The organism is Actinacidiphila glaucinigra, from assembly GCF_035918135.1.
Lineage (GTDB): Bacteria > Actinomycetota > Actinomycetes > Streptomycetales > Streptomycetaceae > Actinacidiphila > Actinacidiphila glaucinigra.
Window position 1 is genome coordinate 5,272,375 of record NZ_CP109144.1, and the last position, 17,553, is coordinate 5,289,927.

17 protein-coding genes and 1 tRNA gene are annotated in these 17,553 nt (G+C 71.5%); 9 read left to right on the forward strand and 9 right to left on the reverse strand.

The genetic code is table 11. The features are described 5' to 3' along the window. Positions 1-37: 37 nt before the first annotated feature. Positions 38-772 (forward strand): response regulator transcription factor, encoded by a 735-nt coding sequence (locus tag OIE69_RS23755; protein ID WP_326581380.1) that lies wholly within the window; start codon positions 38-40, stop codon positions 770-772. On the opposite strand, the gene OIE69_RS23760 is transcribed toward OIE69_RS23755, so the two are convergent. After that, the gene (locus OIE69_RS23760) at positions 693-1,028 is read right to left on the reverse strand and encodes a hypothetical protein (RefSeq protein ID WP_326575400.1); all 336 of its coding nucleotides are present in this window, start codon (positions 1,026-1,028) and stop codon (positions 693-695) included. The genes OIE69_RS23755 and OIE69_RS23760 overlap by 80 nt on opposite strands. Positions 1,029-1,037: 9 nt before the next feature. After that, a complete protein-coding gene (locus OIE69_RS23765; RefSeq protein WP_326575402.1) occupies positions 1,038-2,708 on the reverse strand; it encodes a sodium:solute symporter family protein in 1,671 nt (556 codons plus the stop codon). 101 nt (positions 2,709-2,809) lie between these two features. Here OIE69_RS23765 and galT point away from each other — a divergent pair, with 101 nt between their 5' ends. The 5 genes from galT (at position 2,810) to OIE69_RS23790 (ending at position 8,950) form a co-directional block, all read left to right on the forward strand. Beyond that, positions 2,810-3,883 carry a galactose-1-phosphate uridylyltransferase gene (gene galT, locus OIE69_RS23770; protein ID WP_326575404.1) on the forward strand — a complete coding sequence of 358 codons (1,074 nt, stop codon included), beginning with the start codon at positions 2,810-2,812 and terminating at the stop codon, positions 3,881-3,883. 124 nt (positions 3,884-4,007) lie between these two features. Further along, positions 4,008-4,997, forward strand: coding sequence for a UDP-glucose 4-epimerase GalE (gene galE / locus OIE69_RS23775; protein ID WP_326575406.1), 990 nt, complete (start codon positions 4,008-4,010; stop codon positions 4,995-4,997). Then, the gene (gene galK, locus OIE69_RS23780; protein WP_326575408.1) at positions 4,994-6,139 is read left to right on the forward strand and encodes a galactokinase; all 1,146 of its coding nucleotides are present in this window, start codon (positions 4,994-4,996) and stop codon (positions 6,137-6,139) included. The genes galE and galK overlap by 4 nt, the downstream gene beginning before the upstream one ends. A 906-nt stretch (positions 6,140-7,045) precedes the next feature. After that, positions 7,046-7,837, forward strand: a complete 792-nt coding sequence (locus OIE69_RS23785; RefSeq protein ID WP_326575410.1) for a response regulator transcription factor — start codon at positions 7,046-7,048, stop codon at positions 7,835-7,837. 30 nt (positions 7,838-7,867) lie between these two features. After that, positions 7,868-8,950 carry a hypothetical protein gene (locus tag OIE69_RS23790; RefSeq protein ID WP_326575412.1) on the forward strand — a complete coding sequence of 361 codons (1,083 nt, stop codon included), beginning with the start codon at positions 7,868-7,870 and terminating at the stop codon, positions 8,948-8,950. Positions 8,951-9,645: 695 nt separating this feature from the next. Here the strand turns inward: OIE69_RS23790 and OIE69_RS23795 are convergent. Beyond that, positions 9,646-10,143 (reverse strand): MarR family winged helix-turn-helix transcriptional regulator, encoded by a 498-nt coding sequence (locus tag OIE69_RS23795; protein ID WP_326575414.1) that lies wholly within the window; start codon positions 10,141-10,143, stop codon positions 9,646-9,648. Positions 10,144-10,264: 121 nt separating this feature from the next. On the opposite strand from OIE69_RS23795, the gene OIE69_RS23800 reads away from it, so the two are divergent. Beyond that, positions 10,265-11,086 carry a trans-aconitate 2-methyltransferase gene (locus OIE69_RS23800; protein WP_326575416.1) on the forward strand — a complete coding sequence of 274 codons (822 nt, stop codon included), beginning with the start codon at positions 10,265-10,267 and terminating at the stop codon, positions 11,084-11,086. 5 nt (positions 11,087-11,091) lie between these two features. Then, on the forward strand, positions 11,092-11,460 hold the full coding sequence (locus OIE69_RS23805) for a VOC family protein (protein ID WP_326581382.1): 369 nt from the start codon (positions 11,092-11,094) through the stop codon (positions 11,458-11,460). A gap of 78 nt (positions 11,461-11,538) precedes the next feature. Here OIE69_RS23805 and OIE69_RS23810 read toward each other — a convergent pair whose 3' ends face one another. The 6 genes from OIE69_RS23810 to OIE69_RS23835 all read right to left on the reverse strand — a co-directional run bounded on the left by OIE69_RS23810 (position 11,539) and on the right by OIE69_RS23835 (position 16,287). Beyond that, positions 11,539-12,033 carry a hypothetical protein gene (locus OIE69_RS23810; protein ID WP_326575418.1) on the reverse strand — a complete coding sequence of 165 codons (495 nt, stop codon included), beginning with the start codon at positions 12,031-12,033 and terminating at the stop codon, positions 11,539-11,541. A 48-nt stretch (positions 12,034-12,081) separates the two neighbouring features. After that, on the reverse strand, positions 12,082-12,684 hold the full coding sequence (gene pth / locus OIE69_RS23815; RefSeq protein WP_392567560.1) for an aminoacyl-tRNA hydrolase: 603 nt from the start codon (positions 12,682-12,684) through the stop codon (positions 12,082-12,084). Between the two features lie 67 nt (positions 12,685-12,751). Then, positions 12,752-13,354 carry a 50S ribosomal protein L25/general stress protein Ctc gene (locus OIE69_RS23820; RefSeq protein ID WP_326575420.1) on the reverse strand — a complete coding sequence of 201 codons (603 nt, stop codon included), beginning with the start codon at positions 13,352-13,354 and terminating at the stop codon, positions 12,752-12,754. A gap of 196 nt (positions 13,355-13,550) precedes the next feature. Next, entirely contained in the window at positions 13,551-14,528 is a 978-nt protein-coding gene (locus OIE69_RS23825) for a ribose-phosphate diphosphokinase (RefSeq protein WP_089222310.1), read from the reverse strand. 141 nt (positions 14,529-14,669) lie between these two features. Then, positions 14,670-16,109: a bifunctional UDP-N-acetylglucosamine diphosphorylase/glucosamine-1-phosphate N-acetyltransferase GlmU gene (gene glmU, locus OIE69_RS23830; RefSeq protein WP_326575423.1), complete on the reverse strand. Its 1,440-nt coding sequence runs from the start codon at positions 16,107-16,109 to the stop codon at positions 14,670-14,672. Positions 16,110-16,216: 107 nt separating this feature from the next. Beyond that, positions 16,217-16,287: transfer RNA gene (locus OIE69_RS23835), tRNA-Gln, on the reverse strand. A gap of 246 nt (positions 16,288-16,533) precedes the next feature. On the opposite strand from OIE69_RS23835, the gene OIE69_RS23840 reads away from it, so the two are divergent. Further along, positions 16,534-17,523, forward strand: a complete 990-nt coding sequence (locus tag OIE69_RS23840; protein ID WP_326575425.1) for an acyl-CoA desaturase — start codon at positions 16,534-16,536, stop codon at positions 17,521-17,523. Positions 17,524-17,553: the final 30 nt, after the last annotated feature.

Consider the following 17,553-nt stretch of genomic DNA (forward strand, 5'->3'; position numbering starts at 1 on the left):
GTCCGCACCGGTCCATGGGGGGATGAGGGGGACGCCCATGGGCGTACGGCTCGTCGTCGTCGACGACCATCGTCTGCTGGCCGAGGCGCTCGCCTCGGCGCTGAAGCTGCGCGGGCACCGGGTGCTCGCGGCGGCCGCGCCCGCTTCGGGCGCGGCGGATCTCGTACTGAGCCGGTCGCCCGAGGTGTGCCTGATCGGCACGGCGGCACCGGCCGAGCCGGGCGCCTTCGACGCGGTCGTCCGCATCAAGCGGGAGCGGCCCGGGGTGGCGGTGCTGGTCCTCGGGCCGGTGCCCAACCCGCGGGGGATAGCCGCCGCGTTCGCCGCCGGCGCCTCCGGATACGTACGGCACGACGAGCGGATCGAGGGCGTCGAGCGGGCGATGGCCAAGGCGCGCGCCGGCGAGGTGGCGGTGGCGCCCGCACTGCTGCAGGGCGCGTTCGCCGAGTTGCTCAACCCGGTGGCGGAGCCGGACGACGAGGGCACCAGGCTGCTGCAGATGCTCACCCCGCGCGAGGTCGAGGTGCTGCTGCGGGTCGCGGAGGGCGAGGACACCCGGCTGATCGCTGCCGGCATGCGGATCGCGCCGAGTACCGCCCGTACGCATGTGCAGCGGGTGCTGATGAAGCTGGGGGTGGGCTCCCGGCTGGAGGCCGCCGCCCTGGCGGCCCGCACGGGTCTGCTGGACCGGGTCAGTCACCATCTTCCGGGTGGTGCGACGATCCCTGCTCAGGCGTCTCCTGCGGGGCGGGCGGGGGAGGAGGGGGACTGAGCTTCATCCACAGGAGGAAGAGCAGTCCCAGCACCAGCATGCCGATCCCCGTCCAGAGGTTGATGTTGATGCCCTGGGCCTTGGCGATGTCCGCGTCGGAGGCGGTGATCCCGGCGATGGTCACGATCACCCCGTAGACCACGAAGAGGCCGCCGATGACGCGGCGCACGTCGAAGAGGCGTGCCGCCGAGGCCGACTCGTGCTCCAGATCCTCGATGCGGTGCTGGAAATCCGGCTCGTTGCCGTACTCGCTCACGACGTCACCTCACAGGGAGAAGGGGATGTAGCACAGCACGGCCAGGAGGACGGCTCCCCAGCCGAGCAGCGCGGGCCTGCGGTACCAGGCGTCGTCGCCCCTGGCGGGCGGTTCGGCCATGCCGGGGGAGGTGGTCCCGTAGACGAGTCCGGCGAGCGACTCGACGGGCTTGGGCTTGGTGAACCACGAGACGAGGACCATCACCACGCCGCCGACGACGAAGGCGGCGATGGCGGAGACGAAGTTGGCGCCCTGGTCGCTGGGGATCGAGATCAGGCCGCCCTTGTAGAACCAGAAGTAGTTGATCATCGCGGCGACCGTGCCGCTCAGCAGCCCCCAGAAGCCGGCCGCCGCGGTGGAGCGCTTCCAGAACATGCCGAGGATGAAGACGCAGAACAGCGGCACGTTGAAGAACGAGAACAGCGTCTGCAGGTAGTTCATGATGTTGCTGAAGGACGAGGCGATGACGGCCGTGCCCATGCCGATCAGCACGCCGATCGCGGTCACCACGCGGCCGGTGGTGACGTAGTACTGGTCGGGCCGGCCGCGCCGTACGTAGGCGCCCCAGATGTCGTACGTGAAGACGGTGTTGAAGGACGACACGTTGGCCGCCATGCCGGCCATGAAGGCGGCGAGCAGGCCGGTGATCGCGATGCCGAGGACGCCGTTGGGGAGCAGGTCGCGCATGAGCACCGGGATCGCGTCGTTGTACTGGAGTCCGCTGCCCGGCTTGCCGATGCCCGGCTCCATGACCAGCGCGATCAGTCCCGGCAGGACCACGATCAGCGGGATGAAGATCTTGGGGTACGCGGCGATGAGCGGGGTGCGCTGGGCGGCCGAGAGGTTCTTGGCGGACAGGGCGCGCTGCACCTCGGCGAAGTTGGTCGTCCAGTAGCCGAAACTGAGGACGAAGCCGAGGCCCAGCACGATGGTCAGCCAGTTCGCCCCCAGCGGGTTGGGCGAGCCGATGCCGGTGCCGTCCCAGGCGGTGAGGAACGCGGCGCCGTGGGAGCCGGTGAGCGAGTCCGTCAGCCCGGACCAGCCGCCGACCCGCTTCAGGCCGACGACGGTGAGCGGGATCAGCGCCGCGAGGATCACGAAGAACTGCAGCACCTCGTTGTAGATGGCCGAGGAGAGGCCGCCGAGGGTGATGTAGAAGAGCACGAAGAAGCCGGAGACGACGATCGCCACCCATTGCGGCCAGCCGATCAGGGCCTCCAGCACGATCGCCATGGCGTAGAGGTTGACGCCCGCGATCAGCAGGGCGGACACCGCGAAGATGATCGAGCTCAGCAGGTGCGAGGCCGGTCCGAAGCGGTGCAGCAGGAACTCCGGCACGGAGCGGACCTTGGAGCCGTAGTAGAACGGCATCATCACCAGGCCGAGGAAGACCATGGCCGGAATGGCGCCGATCCAGTACCAGTGCACCGTGTACGCGCCGTACTGTGCGCCGTTGGCGGCCATCCCCAGGATCTCGGTCGCGCCCAGGTTGGCGGCGATGAACGCCAGACCGGTGACCCAGGCGGGCAGTGACCGGCCCGACAGGAAGAAGTCGAGGCTGGTCCGGACGGCGCGGCGGGCGGCGAAGCCGATGCCGAGGACGACGACGAAGTAGATCGCGAGGATCGAGTAGTCGAGCGCGTTCGTGGGGAGCCGTAGCCCTTCTGCCAGGTTTTGCATGGTTTGATCACTCCCCGCAACGGGGTCTCCGTTGACGTTGCTGTTGCGTTGTGGTTCATTGTGTTTGGTTCTGTTTGTTGGCGTGGTGAGGAGCCCGCAGGGTGAAGAAGACATCGACCCGGCTCGCCGACGGGCGCGAGCTGATCTACTACGACCTGCGCGACGACGAGCCCCGCGACGCCGTCGACCGCCGCCCGCTGGACCCGGTGACCAGCGCCTCGGAGATCCGCCACGACCCGCTGCTCGGTGACTTCGTCGCCATCGCCTCCCACCGTCAGACCCGCACCTACCACCCGCCCGCGGACGAGTGCCCGCTCTGCCCGTCCCGGGACGGGAGGTTGAGCGAGATCCCGGAAGACCACTACGACGTGGCCGTCTTCGAGAACCGCTTTCCCTCGCTCACCGGAAAACATGGCCGTTGCGAGGTGGTCTGCTTCACCGACCGGCACGACAGGTCGTTCGCCGACCTCACCCCCGAGCAGGCGCGGCTGGTCCTCGACGCCTGGACCGACCGCACGGCCGAACTCTCCCGGCTGCCCGGCGTCGAGCAGGTCTACTGCTTCGAGAACCGCGGCGAGGAGATCGGCGTCACCCTCGGCCACCCGCACGGCCAGATCTACGGCTACCCGCACGCCACCCCGCGGACCGAGCTGATGCTGCGTTCGCTGGAACGGCACCGCGAGGCCACCGGCGGCCGCAACCTCTTCGACGACCTCGTGGCGCGCGAGCGCGAGGACGGCAGCCGGATCGTCCTGGAGGGCGAGCACTGGACGGCGTTCGTGCCCTACTCCGCGCACTGGCCGTACGAGGTGCACCTCTACCCCCGCCGCAGGGTGCCGGACCTGACGGCCCTGGACGAGGCGGCCCGCGCCGAGTTCCCCGGGATCTACCTGGAACTGCTGCGCCGCTTCGACCGGCTCTTCGGCCCCGCGGGCCCGTACCGGCCGGAGGCCGCGGCGGAGCCGCCGACCCCGTACATCTCGGGCTGGCACCAGGCGCCGTTCAGCAGCGCGCAGCGCGAGGAGTTCGCGCTCCACCTGGAGCTGTTCACGATCCGCCGCACCAAGGGCAAGCTCAAGTACCTGGCGGGCTCCGAGTCCGGCATGAGCGTCTTCATCAACGACGTGCCGCCGGAGACCGCCGCGAGCCGCCTGAGGGAGGTCGCCTCGCCGTGAGCGGCGCCCGTGCGATCGCCCGCGTGTTCGCCCCCTCGACCGTCGCCGTGCCGCACTCCCGGCGGACGTTCATCCGGCGCCGCTACCGTGGCCCCGAGTCGAACCCGAGAAAGGCTGTGACCCTGTGAGCGACCCTCGCCCGAAGAAGGTTCTGGTCACCGGAGGCGCCGGTTACGTCGGCAGCGTCGTGGCGGCCCATCTGCTGGAGGCGGGGCACCGGGTCACCGTCCTGGACGACCTGTCCACCGGCTTCCGGGACGGCGTCCCCGAGGGCGCCGACTTCGTCGAGGGACGTGTCCAGGACGCGGCGAAGGTGCTCGACGCCACCTACGACGCCGTACTGCACTTCGCCGCCAGCTCCCAGGTGGGCGAGTCCGTCGTCCACCCCGAGAAGTACTGGCGCAACAACGTCGCCGGCACGCTGGACCTGCTCACCGCCATGCGTGACGCCGGGGTGCGGCGGCTGGTCTTCTCCTCCACCGCGGCCACCTACGGCGAGCCGAAGTCCGTCCCGATCACCGAGGACGACCCGGCGCTGCCGACCAACCCGTACGGCGCGTCCAAGCTCGCCGTCGACCACATGATCACCAGCGAGGCCGTCGCCCACGGCCTGGCCGCGGTCTCCCTGCGCTACTTCAACGTCGCGGGCGCCTACGGGGCGTTCGGCGAGCGGCACGACCCCGAGTCGCACCTCATCCCGCTCGTGCTGCAGGTCGCCCAGGGCCGCCGGGAGGCGATCTCGGTCTTCGGCGACGACTACCCCACCCCCGACGGGACCTGCGTACGCGACTACATCCACGTCGCCGACCTGGCCGAGGCGCACCTGCTCGCCGTCGACGCGCCGGCCCCCGGCGAGCACCTGATCTGCAACCTCGGCAACGGCAACGGCTTCTCCGTGCGCGAGGTCGTCGAGACCGTCCGCCGGGTCACCGGTCACCCCGTCCCCGAGGTCGTCGCCCCGCGCCGCGGAGGCGACCCGGCCGTCCTGGTCGCCTCCGCCGAGCGGGCCAAGGAGCGCCTCGGCTGGCGTCCCTCGCGCACCGACCTCGACGACATCGTCCGCGACGCCTGGACTTTCGCGCAGGACCTGCAGAACCGGGAGGGCACCAAGTGAGCGAGGACGGCTTCCGCGCCACGTACGGCACCGGCCCCGAGGGCGTCTGGGCCGCCCCCGGCCGGGTGAACCTGATCGGCGAGCACACCGACTACAACGACGGCTTCGTGATGCCGTTCGCCCTGCCGCACGCCACCGTCGCCGCGGTCGCCCGCCGCGCCGACGGGCGGCTGCGGCTGCACACCGGCTCCCCGGACGTTCCCGCCGGCGTCGTCGAACTGCACGTCGACGAACTCGAACCCGGCGGCGGTGCCGGCTGGGCCGACTACCCCGCGGGCGTCATCTGGGCACTGCGCGACGCCGGGCACGAGATCACCGGCGCCGACATCCACTTCGAGAGCACCGTGCCCACCGGCGCCGGGCTGTCCTCCTCGGCCGCCCTGGAGGTCGTCACCGCCGTCGCCCTCAATGATCTCTACGGCCTCGGCCTGGAGCGGTGGCGGATCGCCCGGCTCTGCCAGCGCGCCGAGAACGTCTACGTGGGCGCCCCCACCGGGATCATGGACCAGACCGCCTCGGCGTGCTGCACCGAGGGGCACGCACTGTGGCTCGACACCCGCGACCTGTCGCAGCGCCAGATCCCCTTCGACCTGGCCTCCCAGGGCCTGCGGCTGCTCGTCGTCGACACCCGGGTCACCCACGCCCACAGCGAGGGCGAGTACGGCAAGCGGCGGGCGGGCTGCGAGGAGGCGGCGGCGCTGCTCGGCGTGGACGCGCTGCGGGACATCCCGTACGAGGGGCTCGACGACGCGCTCGCCCGCGTCGAGGACCCCGAACTGCGGCCGCTGGTACGGCACGTGGTCACCGAGGACCGCCGGGTCGAGCGCGTCGTGGAACTGCTGGAGACGGGCGACGCCCGCGCCATCGGACCGGTGCTGACCGAGGGCCACGCCTCGCTGCGCGACGACTTCAAGGTCTCCTGCCCGGAACTCGACCTGGTCGTGTCGGCCGGTGTGGAGGCGGGCGCCCTCGGCGCGCGCATGACCGGCGGCGGCTTCGGCGGTTCGGCGATCGTGCTGGTGGAGGAGTCCGCGGCGGAGAAGACCGCCGAGGCGATCGCCGGCGCCTTCGCCACGGCCGGTCACCGCGAGCCGCGGGTCTTCACCGCGGTGCCGTCGGCGGGGGCCCGCCGGCTGGCGTAGGCGCACAACCGGGCCGTGAGGGGTGCGAGGCGGGGCCGTGGTCGGCTGTTCCGCCGTCTCGCGCCCTTCGGGCGAACAGCGGCCGGCTGCGGAGGGGGGGGTGGGGCGGACCTCCTCGTCGGTGTGCGGGTGGGTGCGTGGCGGGGGTTCAGGCTCCGGAGCGGGGTGCCTTGCCGGTGCCTTGGGTCTCGTCGCCGTCGGCGGGTGCCGATGGCCGCTTCCACGCCCATTCCCGGTGGTGGGCGCGCCCGCCGTGACCTGCGTCTGCGGCTATTCGGGGTGCTGTCTAGCGGTCCACGGGAGATCGGGCTCGCTTTCGCCGACATGTTCGGCGGAACAGGGCCCGACGGAGGGGAATCACCTGCAGACGCGGGTTACGGCGGGCGCGCCACCCACGAACGGTTAGCGTGGCAACCGGCCGTCTGTACCCGCGGACGGCGACGAGAGGGAAACCGTACGAGCAACCGGCCCCGCTCCGGCGCCTGAAGCCGCGCCACGAACCGGGCCGCACCGCGTTGAGGGGGGTAGCCCCACCTCCCGTCCGCAGCCGGCCGCTGTGCGCCCGAAGGGCGCGAGACGAACCGCACCCACCCAGCGTGCGCTCGGCGCGCCGTTCTCCGTCCACCGCTGTGGAAAACCGCACCACGGGCCACAGCCCGGCACACGCCGGGGGAACTCCGTCCCGCAAGTTTTTCCATTCGGGCGCCTTTGTCTGCTCCTGCCCCTACGCTTTTTGGCAGCGCCGGTGGGGGCCGGCGGCATCAGGGGGCGAGACACAAGGGTTCGGCACCTGGTTGGGGACGGCTGCTAGCCCGGCGGCGTGCGGCGTCCGCTCCAGGTGCCGGCCCTCCGTGCACATCGACCTCGTCCGTTGGGGGGAAGTGCCGAATGCCGGGAGTGGGGCCCGTGGGACGAATCCGCGTTCTCGTCGTCGACGACCACCGCATCTTCGCCGAATCGCTCGCGGCCGCCCTCGCGGCCGAACCGGACGTCGACGTCTCGGCCGCCGGAAGCGGGGCGGCCGCCCAGCGCTGCCTGGAACGCGCGGCCTCCGACGGCCGCCGCTACGACGTACTGCTGGTCGACGCCGATCTCGGGGCGACCGTGGGGGTCCGGGTGATGGGCGCGCCGAAGGCCGCCCCGCTGGGCGCGGCCGACGGCGGCGCACAGGCCGGACTCGACGGCATCGCTCTGGTGGAACGCGTGCGTTCCGAACATCCCGCCACCCGGACGGTCGTGCTGGCGGAGCGGGACGACGCGCGCCGCGCCGCCCGGGCCCTGCAGGCCGGCGCCTCCGGCTGGGTCGCCAAGGACTGCTCGCTGTCCCGGCTGCTTGCCGTGATGCGCGGCGTCCTGCGAGACGAGACGCACCTGCCGCCCGCGTTGCTCACCGGTGTGCTGCGGGAGTTGACGGCCGCCCGCCGGCACCGCACGGAGAGCGAGCGGCTGGTGGAGTCGCTCACCCCGCGCGAGCAGGAGGTGCTGCGCTGCATGGTGGCCGGTCTGGGCCGCAAGGCGGTCGCCGAACGGCTGTACCTGTCCCCCCACACGGTCCGCACCCACATGCAGAACGTGCTGGGGAAGCTGGGCGTGCACTCGACGCTGGCCGCCGTGGCGCTGGCCCGGCGGGCCGGGGTGCCCCCGGTCGACGGTGACGGCGGCCGGGTGGGTTCGGCGGCCCCCGTCCAGCACGTCTGACGGCACGGCGCACGGCGGATCGCCCTCCCCGTGACCGGGGAGAGCGACCCGCCGGGTCACCGCGGATACCCGCGGTTATTCACCGCCGACGCCGGAAGCCGGCGCCGGGCGGTCACCGCCGACGCCGGTGGTCGGCGCCGAGCGGCTGGTGTCACGGTCGTTGGCACGGTCGCGGTGCTGACCGTTCTCCTGACCGCGGTCATTGAGGCCGTCGAAGGGGTCGCGGCCGTCGTCGTTCCGGCGGTTGTCACCGGCGTCGTCGAAGGGGTCACTGTCGTTGTTGCCGCGGCCGTTGTCGCCCCGGCCGTTACCGCCATGGCCGTTGTCGCCCCGGTTGTCGCCTCGGCCGTTACCACCGCGGCCGTTGTCGCCGCGGCCGTTACCGCCACGCCCGTTGTCACGGCAGTTGAAGCCGCCGTTCAAGCCGGGGACGCCCACGAAGCCGGGGCCACCGACGAAGCCGGGACCGCCGATACCGCCGACGCCACCGATTCCGCCGATTCCGCCGACGCCACCGACCCCACCGGGGCCACCGACGAAGCCGGGACCGCCGACGCCGCCGACGCCACCGACACCACCGACGCCGCCCACGAGGCCGGGACCGCCGACGCCACCGACGCCACCGACGCCGCCGACACCGCCGACGAGGCCGGGACCGCCGACACCGCCGACACCGCCGACACCGCCGACGCCGCCGACACCGCCGACGAGGCCGGGACCGCCGACACCGCCGACACCGCCGACACCGCCGACACCGCCGACACCGCCGACGCCACCGATACCGCCGCGGCCGCCGCCGGGGCCGTCGCTGCGCTTGGCGAGGGCGACGCTGTCCAGGGACTCCTCGGTGCGGTCGTCCTCGCGGAACGGGTCCTCCACGCCGTTGAAGCGCTGGTCGCCGCGACCGTGCTCACGGCCGCCGTGCCCGTTGTTGCGGCAGACACCGATGCCGCCGATGCCGCCGACGAAGCCGGGGACGCCGATTCCGCCGATTCCGCCGACCCCGCCGACGCCACCGACCCCGCCGACGCCACCGACCCCGCCGACGCCACCGACGCCACCGGCCCCGCCGACGCCACCGACCCCGCCGGTGCCGCTGCACCAGGCAGGTGACGGGCCGACGTTGGCGACGAAGCGGGCCGAGGACCAGGCCCAGTAGTTGCCGCTGAGCTGGTACCAGCGCGGGTTGCCGGCGATGGGGCTGCCCACGGACTTGCAGACGATGGCCACCAGGGCGTTGAAGGGGATGACGCCGACGCTGGGGAACTGGACGCCCGGTCCGCCACGGACGCGCAGACCCGTACGGGCGACGACGCGGCCCTGGAACAGGGCCGCGTGGGGGGAGCGTGCGGACACAGCCGCTACTTCACGGGACAGGTCCCGGAGACGCTCGGAAGGGGAAACGAGTTCACTTTGGCCATCCGGTCCAGGAGCGGCAGGCACCCCGGCGGCAGGCCGGCCGTCGGTGGCGAAGGCGGTGCCCATGGTGCCGATGGCGAGGGTGCCGGCCAAGGCGCCGGTCACCGCGGTTGCGGCTATCTTGCTTGCGCGGGTGTGCAGAGTCATCTGCATCTCCAAGGTGGAGCGGGACCCGGCGGGGTCCAGGGAAATGGAAGCCGGACGCGCCCCGACCGCCTTCCACTTGACGTTGTCGGAATGTGGTGCGCCGGCAGCCGCAAAAGTGGCCATTTGAGCCTTTAAGCGGCGATCACGGTCATCACGCTAAGTGCGCCACTTTGTGTGTGCAACCGGTGGCGGAGCGTGGCCGTTTGTGATCATTCCCCAACGACTACGCCGGGTGATCGACGTCAGCCGGGGACGTTGTCGAAGGGCGCGGTCAACTGTCGGAGCAGGTTCGCGAGTTCCCCGCGCTGGCGGCCGGAGAGCTCTCCGAGGATGGCCCGCTCCTGGGCCAGCAGACCCGCCAGGGCCTGGTCCGCCCGGTCCCGTCCCTCCGGGGTGAGCCGTACGAGGACGCCGCGCCGGTCCGAGGGGTCGGGCAGCCGCTCCACGAGCCCCTTCTTGGTGAGCCGGTCGATCCGGTTGGTCATCGTCCCGGAGGTGACCAGTGTCTGGGTCAGCAGCTGCCCGGGGGAGAGCTGGTAGGGCGCGCCCGCGCGGCGCAGGGAGGTGAGCACGTCGAACTCCCAGGGCTCCAGGCCGTGCTCGGAGAACGCCAGGCGACGGGCCCGGTCCAGGTGCCTCGCCAGCCTGCTGACCCGGCTGAGCACCTCGAGCGGTTCGACGTCGAGGTCAGGGCGCTCCCTGCGCCACGCAGCGACCAGCCGATCGACCTCGTCCTCCATGGAGATCAGTGTAGTGGTTGTGTCGACATGAAGTCTCTTGACATCAAGAGATTAGCTCTGGAACCTTGTGGGCAATGTCGGCGGCAGGAAGAGATCCATCTCTCGCCAGGGAGTTCGAAACATGCCCGCAGCAGCCTGGGATCCCCAGCAGTATCTCCGTCACTCCACCCACCGCACCCGCCCCTTCCACGACCTGCTGGCCCGGATACCGGAGCTGCCCGCCGAGAGCCCGCGGATCGCCGACGTCGGCTGCGGCCCCGGCAACGTGACCGCCCTGCTCGCGGAGCGCTGGCCCGCCGCCCGCATCACCGGCCTCGACAGCTCCGCCGAGATGCTGGAGGCCGCCCGGGCCCACGAGGGCCCCACCCCCGGGGGCGGCAGCCTCGACTTCCGCGCCGCCGACGCCGCCCACTGGGTCCCCGACGGCACCTACGACCTGATCGTCTCCAACGCCGCCCTGCAGTGGGTCGAGGGCCACGCCGACCGCTTCCCCCTCTGGGTCGAGCACCTCGCCCCCGGCGGCGTCCTCGCCTTCCAGGTCCCCGGCAACTTCACCTCGCCCAGTCACGCCCTGCTCGGCGACCTCTGCGACTCCCCGGCCTGGCGGGACCGCCTCGGCGACGGCCACGGCCGCCGGTACGTCCACATCCTCCAGCCCCCCGGCTACCTGGAGCGGCTCATCGAGATCCCCGAGGTCGAGGTGGACGTCGACGTCTGGGAGACCACGTACGTGCAACTCCTGCAGGGCGAGGACGCGGTGCTCGAATGGACCAAGGGGACGGCGCTGCGCCCCGTGCTGACCGCCCTCGAGGACGATCCGGAGGCCACCAGGGAGTTCCTCGGCCAGTACCGCGACCTGCTGCGCAAGGCGTACCCGGCGGGGCCGCACGGCACCGTCTTCCCCTTCCGGCGGATCTTCGCCGTCGCACGGAAGGCGGGGTGACCCCGGTGATCACCGCCCTGGACCATGTCCAGCTCGCCGCCCCGCCCGGCTCCGAGGAGATCCTGCGCGCCTTCTACGCGGGGGTCCTGGGGATGCGCGAGGTGCCCAAGCCGCCGGTTCTCGCCGCCCGGGGCGGATGCTGGTTCGCCACCGGCGCGGTCCAGCTGCACATCGGCGTCGAGGCGGACTTCCGCCCCGCCCGGAAGGCCCATCCGGGCTTGCGCGTCAGCGGCATCGAGGCCTACGCGGAGCGGCTGGAGTCCCGCGGTACCGCGGTCGTCTGGGACGGCGACCTCCCGGGCCACCGCCGCTTCTTCACCGACGACCCGTTCGGCAACCGCCTGGAGTTCCTGGAATCCGTCGACGCCGCGTGACACACCGGCGGCGCCGGCCCCTTCTCGCAGGGGGCCGGCGCCGCCGGTGTCCAGGGGTGACGATCGCGCCGCGCGGGCTCACAGGGTGAGGAAGGCCGCCCCCAGGAGTGCGGCGCCGGCCGCGGCGGCGGTCCAGGCGGTGCGCGGCCAGCGCAGGCCCCCGGCCAGGACCAGGGCGGCGAGGAGGAGCGCGCCGCCCAGCGGGACCCAGGCGTGCAGCACGCCGGCGAGTCCGCTGCGCACCACGTCGTCGGTGCCGGGCTTCACCGCCACCGGTATCCGCTCACCGGCGCGATGGGTGACCGCCTTGTCGATCGTCACCTTCCCGCGGACGGAGCCGAGGCCCTCGGGCACGAAGGGGCCGGTGCAGGTGTCGGCGCCACAGGCGGAGACCGTCATCGTGCCCTGCTCGCGGCCCTTGGTGAGCATGACGTGCTGGGCGGTCTTCCACGAGGTCCACACCCCGGCCGCCAGCATCAACAGGACCAGCGCGCTCAGCAGGACGATGCGGCCGACCAGCAGCAGCCCCCAGGCGCTCTCGGCGGTGCGGCGGGCGAGACTCCGTTTGACCATGCGGGCGATCCTTGGCCATTGCGTGGCACTCGGTCAACCTTTCGATGGTCAACCGTTGTAGGTGCCCTGCGCCCTCTCCAGCCCGTCACAGATGAGCGTCTCGACCGCGTCGGCCGCGCGGTCCACGAACCACTCGAGTTCCTTGCGCTCGGCCGAGGAGAAGTCCTTGAGGACGAAGTCCGCGACCTGCATCCGCCCTGGCGGGCGGCCGATGCCGCAGCGCACCCGCAGGTAGTCGGGGCCGAGGGACTTGGTGATCGACTTCAGGCCGTTGTGGCCGTTGTCGCCGCCGCCCTTCTTCAGGCGCAGGGTGGCGTAGTCGATGTCCAACTCGTCGTGCACCGCGACGAGGTTGCCGGGCGGAATCTTGTAGAAGTCGCGCAGCGCCGTCACCGGGCCGCCGGAGAGGTTCATGAACGTCATGGGCTTGGCCAGCACGACGCGGCGGCCGCCGACCCGTCCCTCGACGACCTGGGACCGGCTCTTGTGGGTCTTGAAGCGCCCGCCGATCCTTTCGGCGAGTAGATCGGCGACCATGAAGCCGATGTTGTGCCGGTTGCCGGCGTACTCGGGTCCGGGGTTGCCCAGACCGGCCACCAGCCAGGGCCCCTCGGGGGCGCTTTCCGCTGCGCTCATGCTCATGACGTCCATTCAACAGGACCGCCGCCCCGCTCCTCGCGGAGCGGGGCGGCGGCCGGGAACCGCGGTGCTGCCGTGACTACTCGGCAGCGGCCTCGGCGGCCTCGCCCTCGGCGGCCTCGCCCTCGGCGGGAGCCTCGGCCTGGGCGGCGACGACCTGGAGCACGACGGTCTCCCCGTCGACGGCCAGGGTGGTGCCCTTGGGGAGCGGGATGTCCTTGGCGAGGACGGAGGTGCCGGCCTCCAGGCCCTCGACGGAGACGGTCACACCGTCGGGGATGTGGGTCGCCTCGGCCTCGACCGGCAGCGTGTTGAGCACGTGCTCCAGCAGGTTGCCGCCGGGGGCGAGCTCGCCCTCGGTGCTGACCACGATCTCGACGGTGACCTTCTCGCCGCGCTTGACCGAGAGCAGGTCGACGTGCTCCAGGAAGCCCTTCAGCGGGTCGCGCTGCACGGCCTTGGGGATGACCAGCTCGGTGCCGTCACCCTCGATGTCCAGGCTGATCAGGACGTTGGGGGTACGCAGCGCGAGCAGCAGCTCGTGACCCGGCAGGGTGACGTGCTTGGGGTCCTGGCCGTGGCCGTAGATGACGCCGGGGACCAGGTGGGCGCGGCGGACGCGACGGGCGGCGCCCTTGCCGAACTCGCTGCGCAGCTGTGCGGAGATCTTGACCTCGGACACGGTAATCACACTCCTCGTAATGACGACGGGAATTCATTCGGTCGCCCAGCCCACGACGGGCCGTTCCACTTACGAGGAGCGCGTCGATAACGGAGTCCGCCGCGGAAACGCGGACGGCCTCCCTCGCCGAGCAACTCGAAGAGTCTACCCGGCGGGGAGGCCGCCCCGGAAATCGATCAGTACGCGATGCGCGTGATCAGTGCGCGTCCTCGAAGAGGCTCGTCACGGAGCCGTCCTCGAAGACCTCGCGGACCGCGTTGGCGATCGTCGGCGCGATCGACAGCACCGTGATCTTGTCGAGGTCCAGCTCACCCGGCGTCGGCAGGGTGTCGGTGAAGACGAACTCGCTCACCTTGGAGTTCTTCAGCCGGTCCGCGGCCGGGCCGGACAGGACGCCGTGGGTGGCGGTCACGATGACGTCCTCGGCGCCGTTGGCGAACAGGGCGTCCGCCGCGGCGCAGATGGTGCCACCGGTGTCGATCATGTCGTCCACCAGGACGCAGATGCGGCCGCGCACGTCACCGACCACCTCGTGCACGGTGACCTGGTTGGCGACGTCCGGGTCGCGCCGCTTGTGGACGATGGCCAGCGGCGCGCCCAGGCGGTCGCACCAGCGGTCGGCCACGCGCACCCGGCCGGCGTCGGGGGAGACGACGGTCAGCTTCGAGCGGTCGACCTTCGCGCCCACGTAGTCCGCCAGGATCGGCAGCGCGAACAGGTGGTCCACCGGGCCGTCGAAGAAGCCCTGGATCTGGTCGGTGTGCAGGTCGACGGTGAGGATCCGGTCGGCGCCCGCGGTCTTCAGCAGGTCCGCGATCATGCGGGCCGAGATCGGCTCGCGGCCGCGGTGCTTCTTGTCCTGGCGGGCGTAGCCGTAGAAGGGCACGACCACGGTGATGCGCTTGGCGGAGGCCCGCTTCAGCGCGTCGATCATGATCAACTGCTCCATGATCCACTTGTTGATGGGGGCGGTGTGGCTCTGGATCACGAAGGCGTCCGAGCCGCGCGCCGACTCCTCGAAACGGACGTAGATCTCACCGTTCGCGAAGTCGAAGGCCTTCGTCGGCACAAGGTTGACGCCCAGCTCACGTGCCACCTCCTCCGCGAGCTCGGGGTGTGCGCGGCCGGAGAAGAGCATCAGCTTCTTCTCACCGGTCGTCTTGATCCCGGTCACTGCACCGTCTCCTTGGTGTTCAACGCAGCTTCGCCTTCGGTCAGAGGAGCTGGCGGAATTCTGTGCACCTCACACGGTACGCGCTGGCCGGAGCGACCGCGCACGTGGGGAAGGCCACTGCCTGCGCCGCTCCCTCGCCGGTCAGGCCTCCGGCGCGGCCTGGTGGGCCTGTTCGGCGGCGTGGGCGGCGGCGCTTCCGGGCCGCTTCCTGGCCACCCAGCCTTCGATGTTGCGCTGCTGGCCGCGTGCGACGGCGAGCGAACCGGCCGGTACGTCCTTGGTGATCACGGAGCCCGCAGCGGTGTAGGCGCCGTCCCCGACTGTGACGGGCGCCACGAACATGTTGTCGCAGCCGGTGCGGCAGTGCGAGCCGATCGTCGTGTGGTGCTTGACCTGCCCGTCGTAGTTGACGAAGACGCTGGCGGCGCCGATGTTCGTGTACTCGCCGATCGTCGCGTCGCCGACGTAGGACAGGTGCGGGACCTTGGTGCCCTCGCCGACGGTGGCGTTCTTCATCTCGACGTAGGTGCCGGCCTTCGACTTCGGGCCGAGCCTGGTGCCCGGGCGCAGGTAGGCGTACGGGCCGACCGTGGCGGCCTCGCCGATCTCCGCGTCGACGGCCACGGTGTTGCTCACGGTGGCGCCGGGGCCGACCAGGGTGTCGGTCAGCGTGCAGTTGGGGCCGACCTCGGCGCCCGAGGCGATCCGGGTCGCGCCGTACAGCTGGGTGTTCGGCAGCACGAGGGTGTCGGGCTCGAACTCCACCATGACGTCCACCCAGGTCGACGCCGGGTCCATGATCGTCGCGCCCTCCAGCATCGCCCGGCGCAGCAGGCGGTCGTTGAGGATGCGGCGGGCCTCGGCGAGCTGCACGCGGTTGTTGATGCCGGCGATCTCGCGGTGGTCCTCGGCGACCGAGGCGCCGACGCGGTGGCCGGCCTCGCGCAGGATGCCGAGGGTGTCGGTGAGGTACTCCTCGCCCTGGGCGTTGTCGGTGGTCACCTTGGCCAGCGCCTCCGCGAGCAGCCGCGCGTCGAAGGCGAACACCCCGGAGTTGATCTCGCGCAGGGCCTGCTGCTCGTCGGTGGCGTCCTTCTGCTCGACGATCGCCAGCACCGAGCCGTCGGCGCCGCGCACGATGCGGCCGTAGCCGGTCGGGTCGGGCACCTCGGCGGTCAGCACGGTGACGGCGTTGCCGTCGGCGGTGTGGGCCTCGACCAGGGCGCGCAGGGTGTCCGGGGTGAGCAGCGGGGTGTCGCCCGCGGTGATCACCACCGTGCCGGTCAGCTCCGGGAGTTCCGCCAGGCCGGCCCGGACCGCGTGGCCGGTGCCGTTCTGTTCGTACTGAACGGCGGTGCGGACCGCGGCGTCGGCCCCGGCCAGGTGGGCCGTCACCTGCTCACGGGCGTGGCCGACGACGACCAGCAGGTGCTCGGGCTCGAGGGCGCGGGCCGCGGCCACGACGTGTCCGACCAGGGACCGGCCACTGATCGCGTGCAGGACTTTGGGGGTTGCCGACTTCATGCGGGTGCCCTCACCCGCGGCGAGAACGATGACGGCAGCCGGGCGGTGGGCGCTCACGGAACGGGCTCCTCGGCGTGGGGTGAAGGTCACCCGAAGGATACCGGGGCGTTTCGGGCGGTGAACGCGGAAGGGTCGCGACGGTTGCCGCGACCCCTCGGTCCGTGCTCCGCTGCCAGGATTCGAACCCGGACTTAAGGGACCAAAACCCTCAGTGCTGCCGTTACACCACAGCGGATGGAAACCCCTCCCGAACAGGACAACCCGTCAGGGTGCCCGTTCGGCCCCCACCACTATGCCGCACCGACCGCCTCCAATGCGACGAGAAAGATCGGCACTTCCCCTCCCCGAACATGGGTACATGTGTCAAGAGCCGTATTCCCGCCGACACGCGCGCTCTGTTCGGCCTTCACTCGGCGCTGCCATACTTACGAAGCCGTAAGTTACGGTGGCGTAGCCCCCCGACCTTCATTGAGGGACCACCATGACCACACAGACCGACGTGATCACCGAGTCCCCGGAACCCGGGGCCGGCGACGGGGCCCCGCTTCCCCGCGCCACGCTCGGTGGTGACAAGAAGCAGTCACTCGAGCAGATCACCCTCGGACTCTTCATCGGCATCCCCTTCCTCGCCCTCGTCGCGGCGATCCCGCTCGCGTGGGGATGGGGCCTGAGCTGGCTCGACCTCGGCCTGATGGTGGGGATGTACTACCTCGGCTGCCACGGCATCACCATCGGCTTCCACCGCCACTTCACCCACGGCTCGTTCAAGGCCAACCGCCCGCTGAAGATCGCCCTGGCCATCGCCGGCTCGATGGCCGTCGAGGGGCCGGTCGTGCGCTGGGTCGCCGACCACCGCAAGCACCACAGGTTCTCCGACGCCGAGGGTGACCCGCACAGCCCCTGGCGGTACGGCGAGACCGTCCCCGCCCTGATGAAGGGCCTGTGGTGGGCCCACATGGGCTGGTTGTTCGACGAGGAGCAGACCTCCCAGCAGAAGTACGCCCCCGACCTGATCAAGGACCCCGCGATCCGCCGGATCAGCCGTGACTTCTGGCTGTGGACGACCGTCTCCCTGCTGCTCCCGCCGCTGGTCGGCGGCCTGGCGACGATGTCCTGGACCGGCGCCGCCACCGCCTTCTTCTGGGGCTCCCTCGTCCGCGTGGCCCTGCTGCACCACGTCACCTGGTCGATCAACTCGATCTGCCACGCGGTCGGCAAGCGCCCCTTCCGCTCCCGCGACAGGTCCGGCAACGTCTGGTGGCTGGCCGTGCTGTCCTGCGGCGAGTCCTGGCACAACCTGCACCACGCCGACCCCACCTCCGCCCGGCACGGGGTGCTCCGCGGCCAGATCGACTCCAGCGCCCGCATCATCCGCTGGTTCGAACTCCTCGGCTGGGCCAGTGACGTACGGTGGCCGACCGCTGACCGGATCGCGGCCCGCCGTAAGGAGAGCGTCAGCGAAGCGGCATGATTGACGGGTGAGCGACGGCAGAAGCAGCAG

Coding starts and splice junctions, on each gene's coding strand:
- OIE69_RS23755 (WP_326581380.1), top strand. CDS start 38: ATGGGCGTACGGCTCGTCGTCGTCGACGACCATCGTCTGCTGGCCGAG.
- OIE69_RS23765 (WP_326575402.1), bottom strand. CDS start 2,708: ATGCAAAACCTGGCAGAAGGGCTACGGCTCCCCACGAACGCGCTCGAC.
- OIE69_RS23795 (WP_326575414.1), bottom strand. CDS start 10,143: ATGGAGGACGAGGTCGATCGGCTGGTCGCTGCGTGGCGCAGGGAGCGC.
- OIE69_RS23800 (WP_326575416.1), top strand. CDS start 10,265: ATGCCCGCAGCAGCCTGGGATCCCCAGCAGTATCTCCGTCACTCCACC.
- OIE69_RS23810 (WP_326575418.1), bottom strand. CDS start 12,033: ATGGTCAAACGGAGTCTCGCCCGCCGCACCGCCGAGAGCGCCTGGGGG.
- pth (WP_392567560.1), bottom strand. CDS start 12,684: ATGGACGTCATGAGCATGAGCGCAGCGGAAAGCGCCCCCGAGGGGCCC.
- OIE69_RS23840 (WP_326575425.1), top strand. CDS start 16,534: ATGACCACACAGACCGACGTGATCACCGAGTCCCCGGAACCCGGGGCC.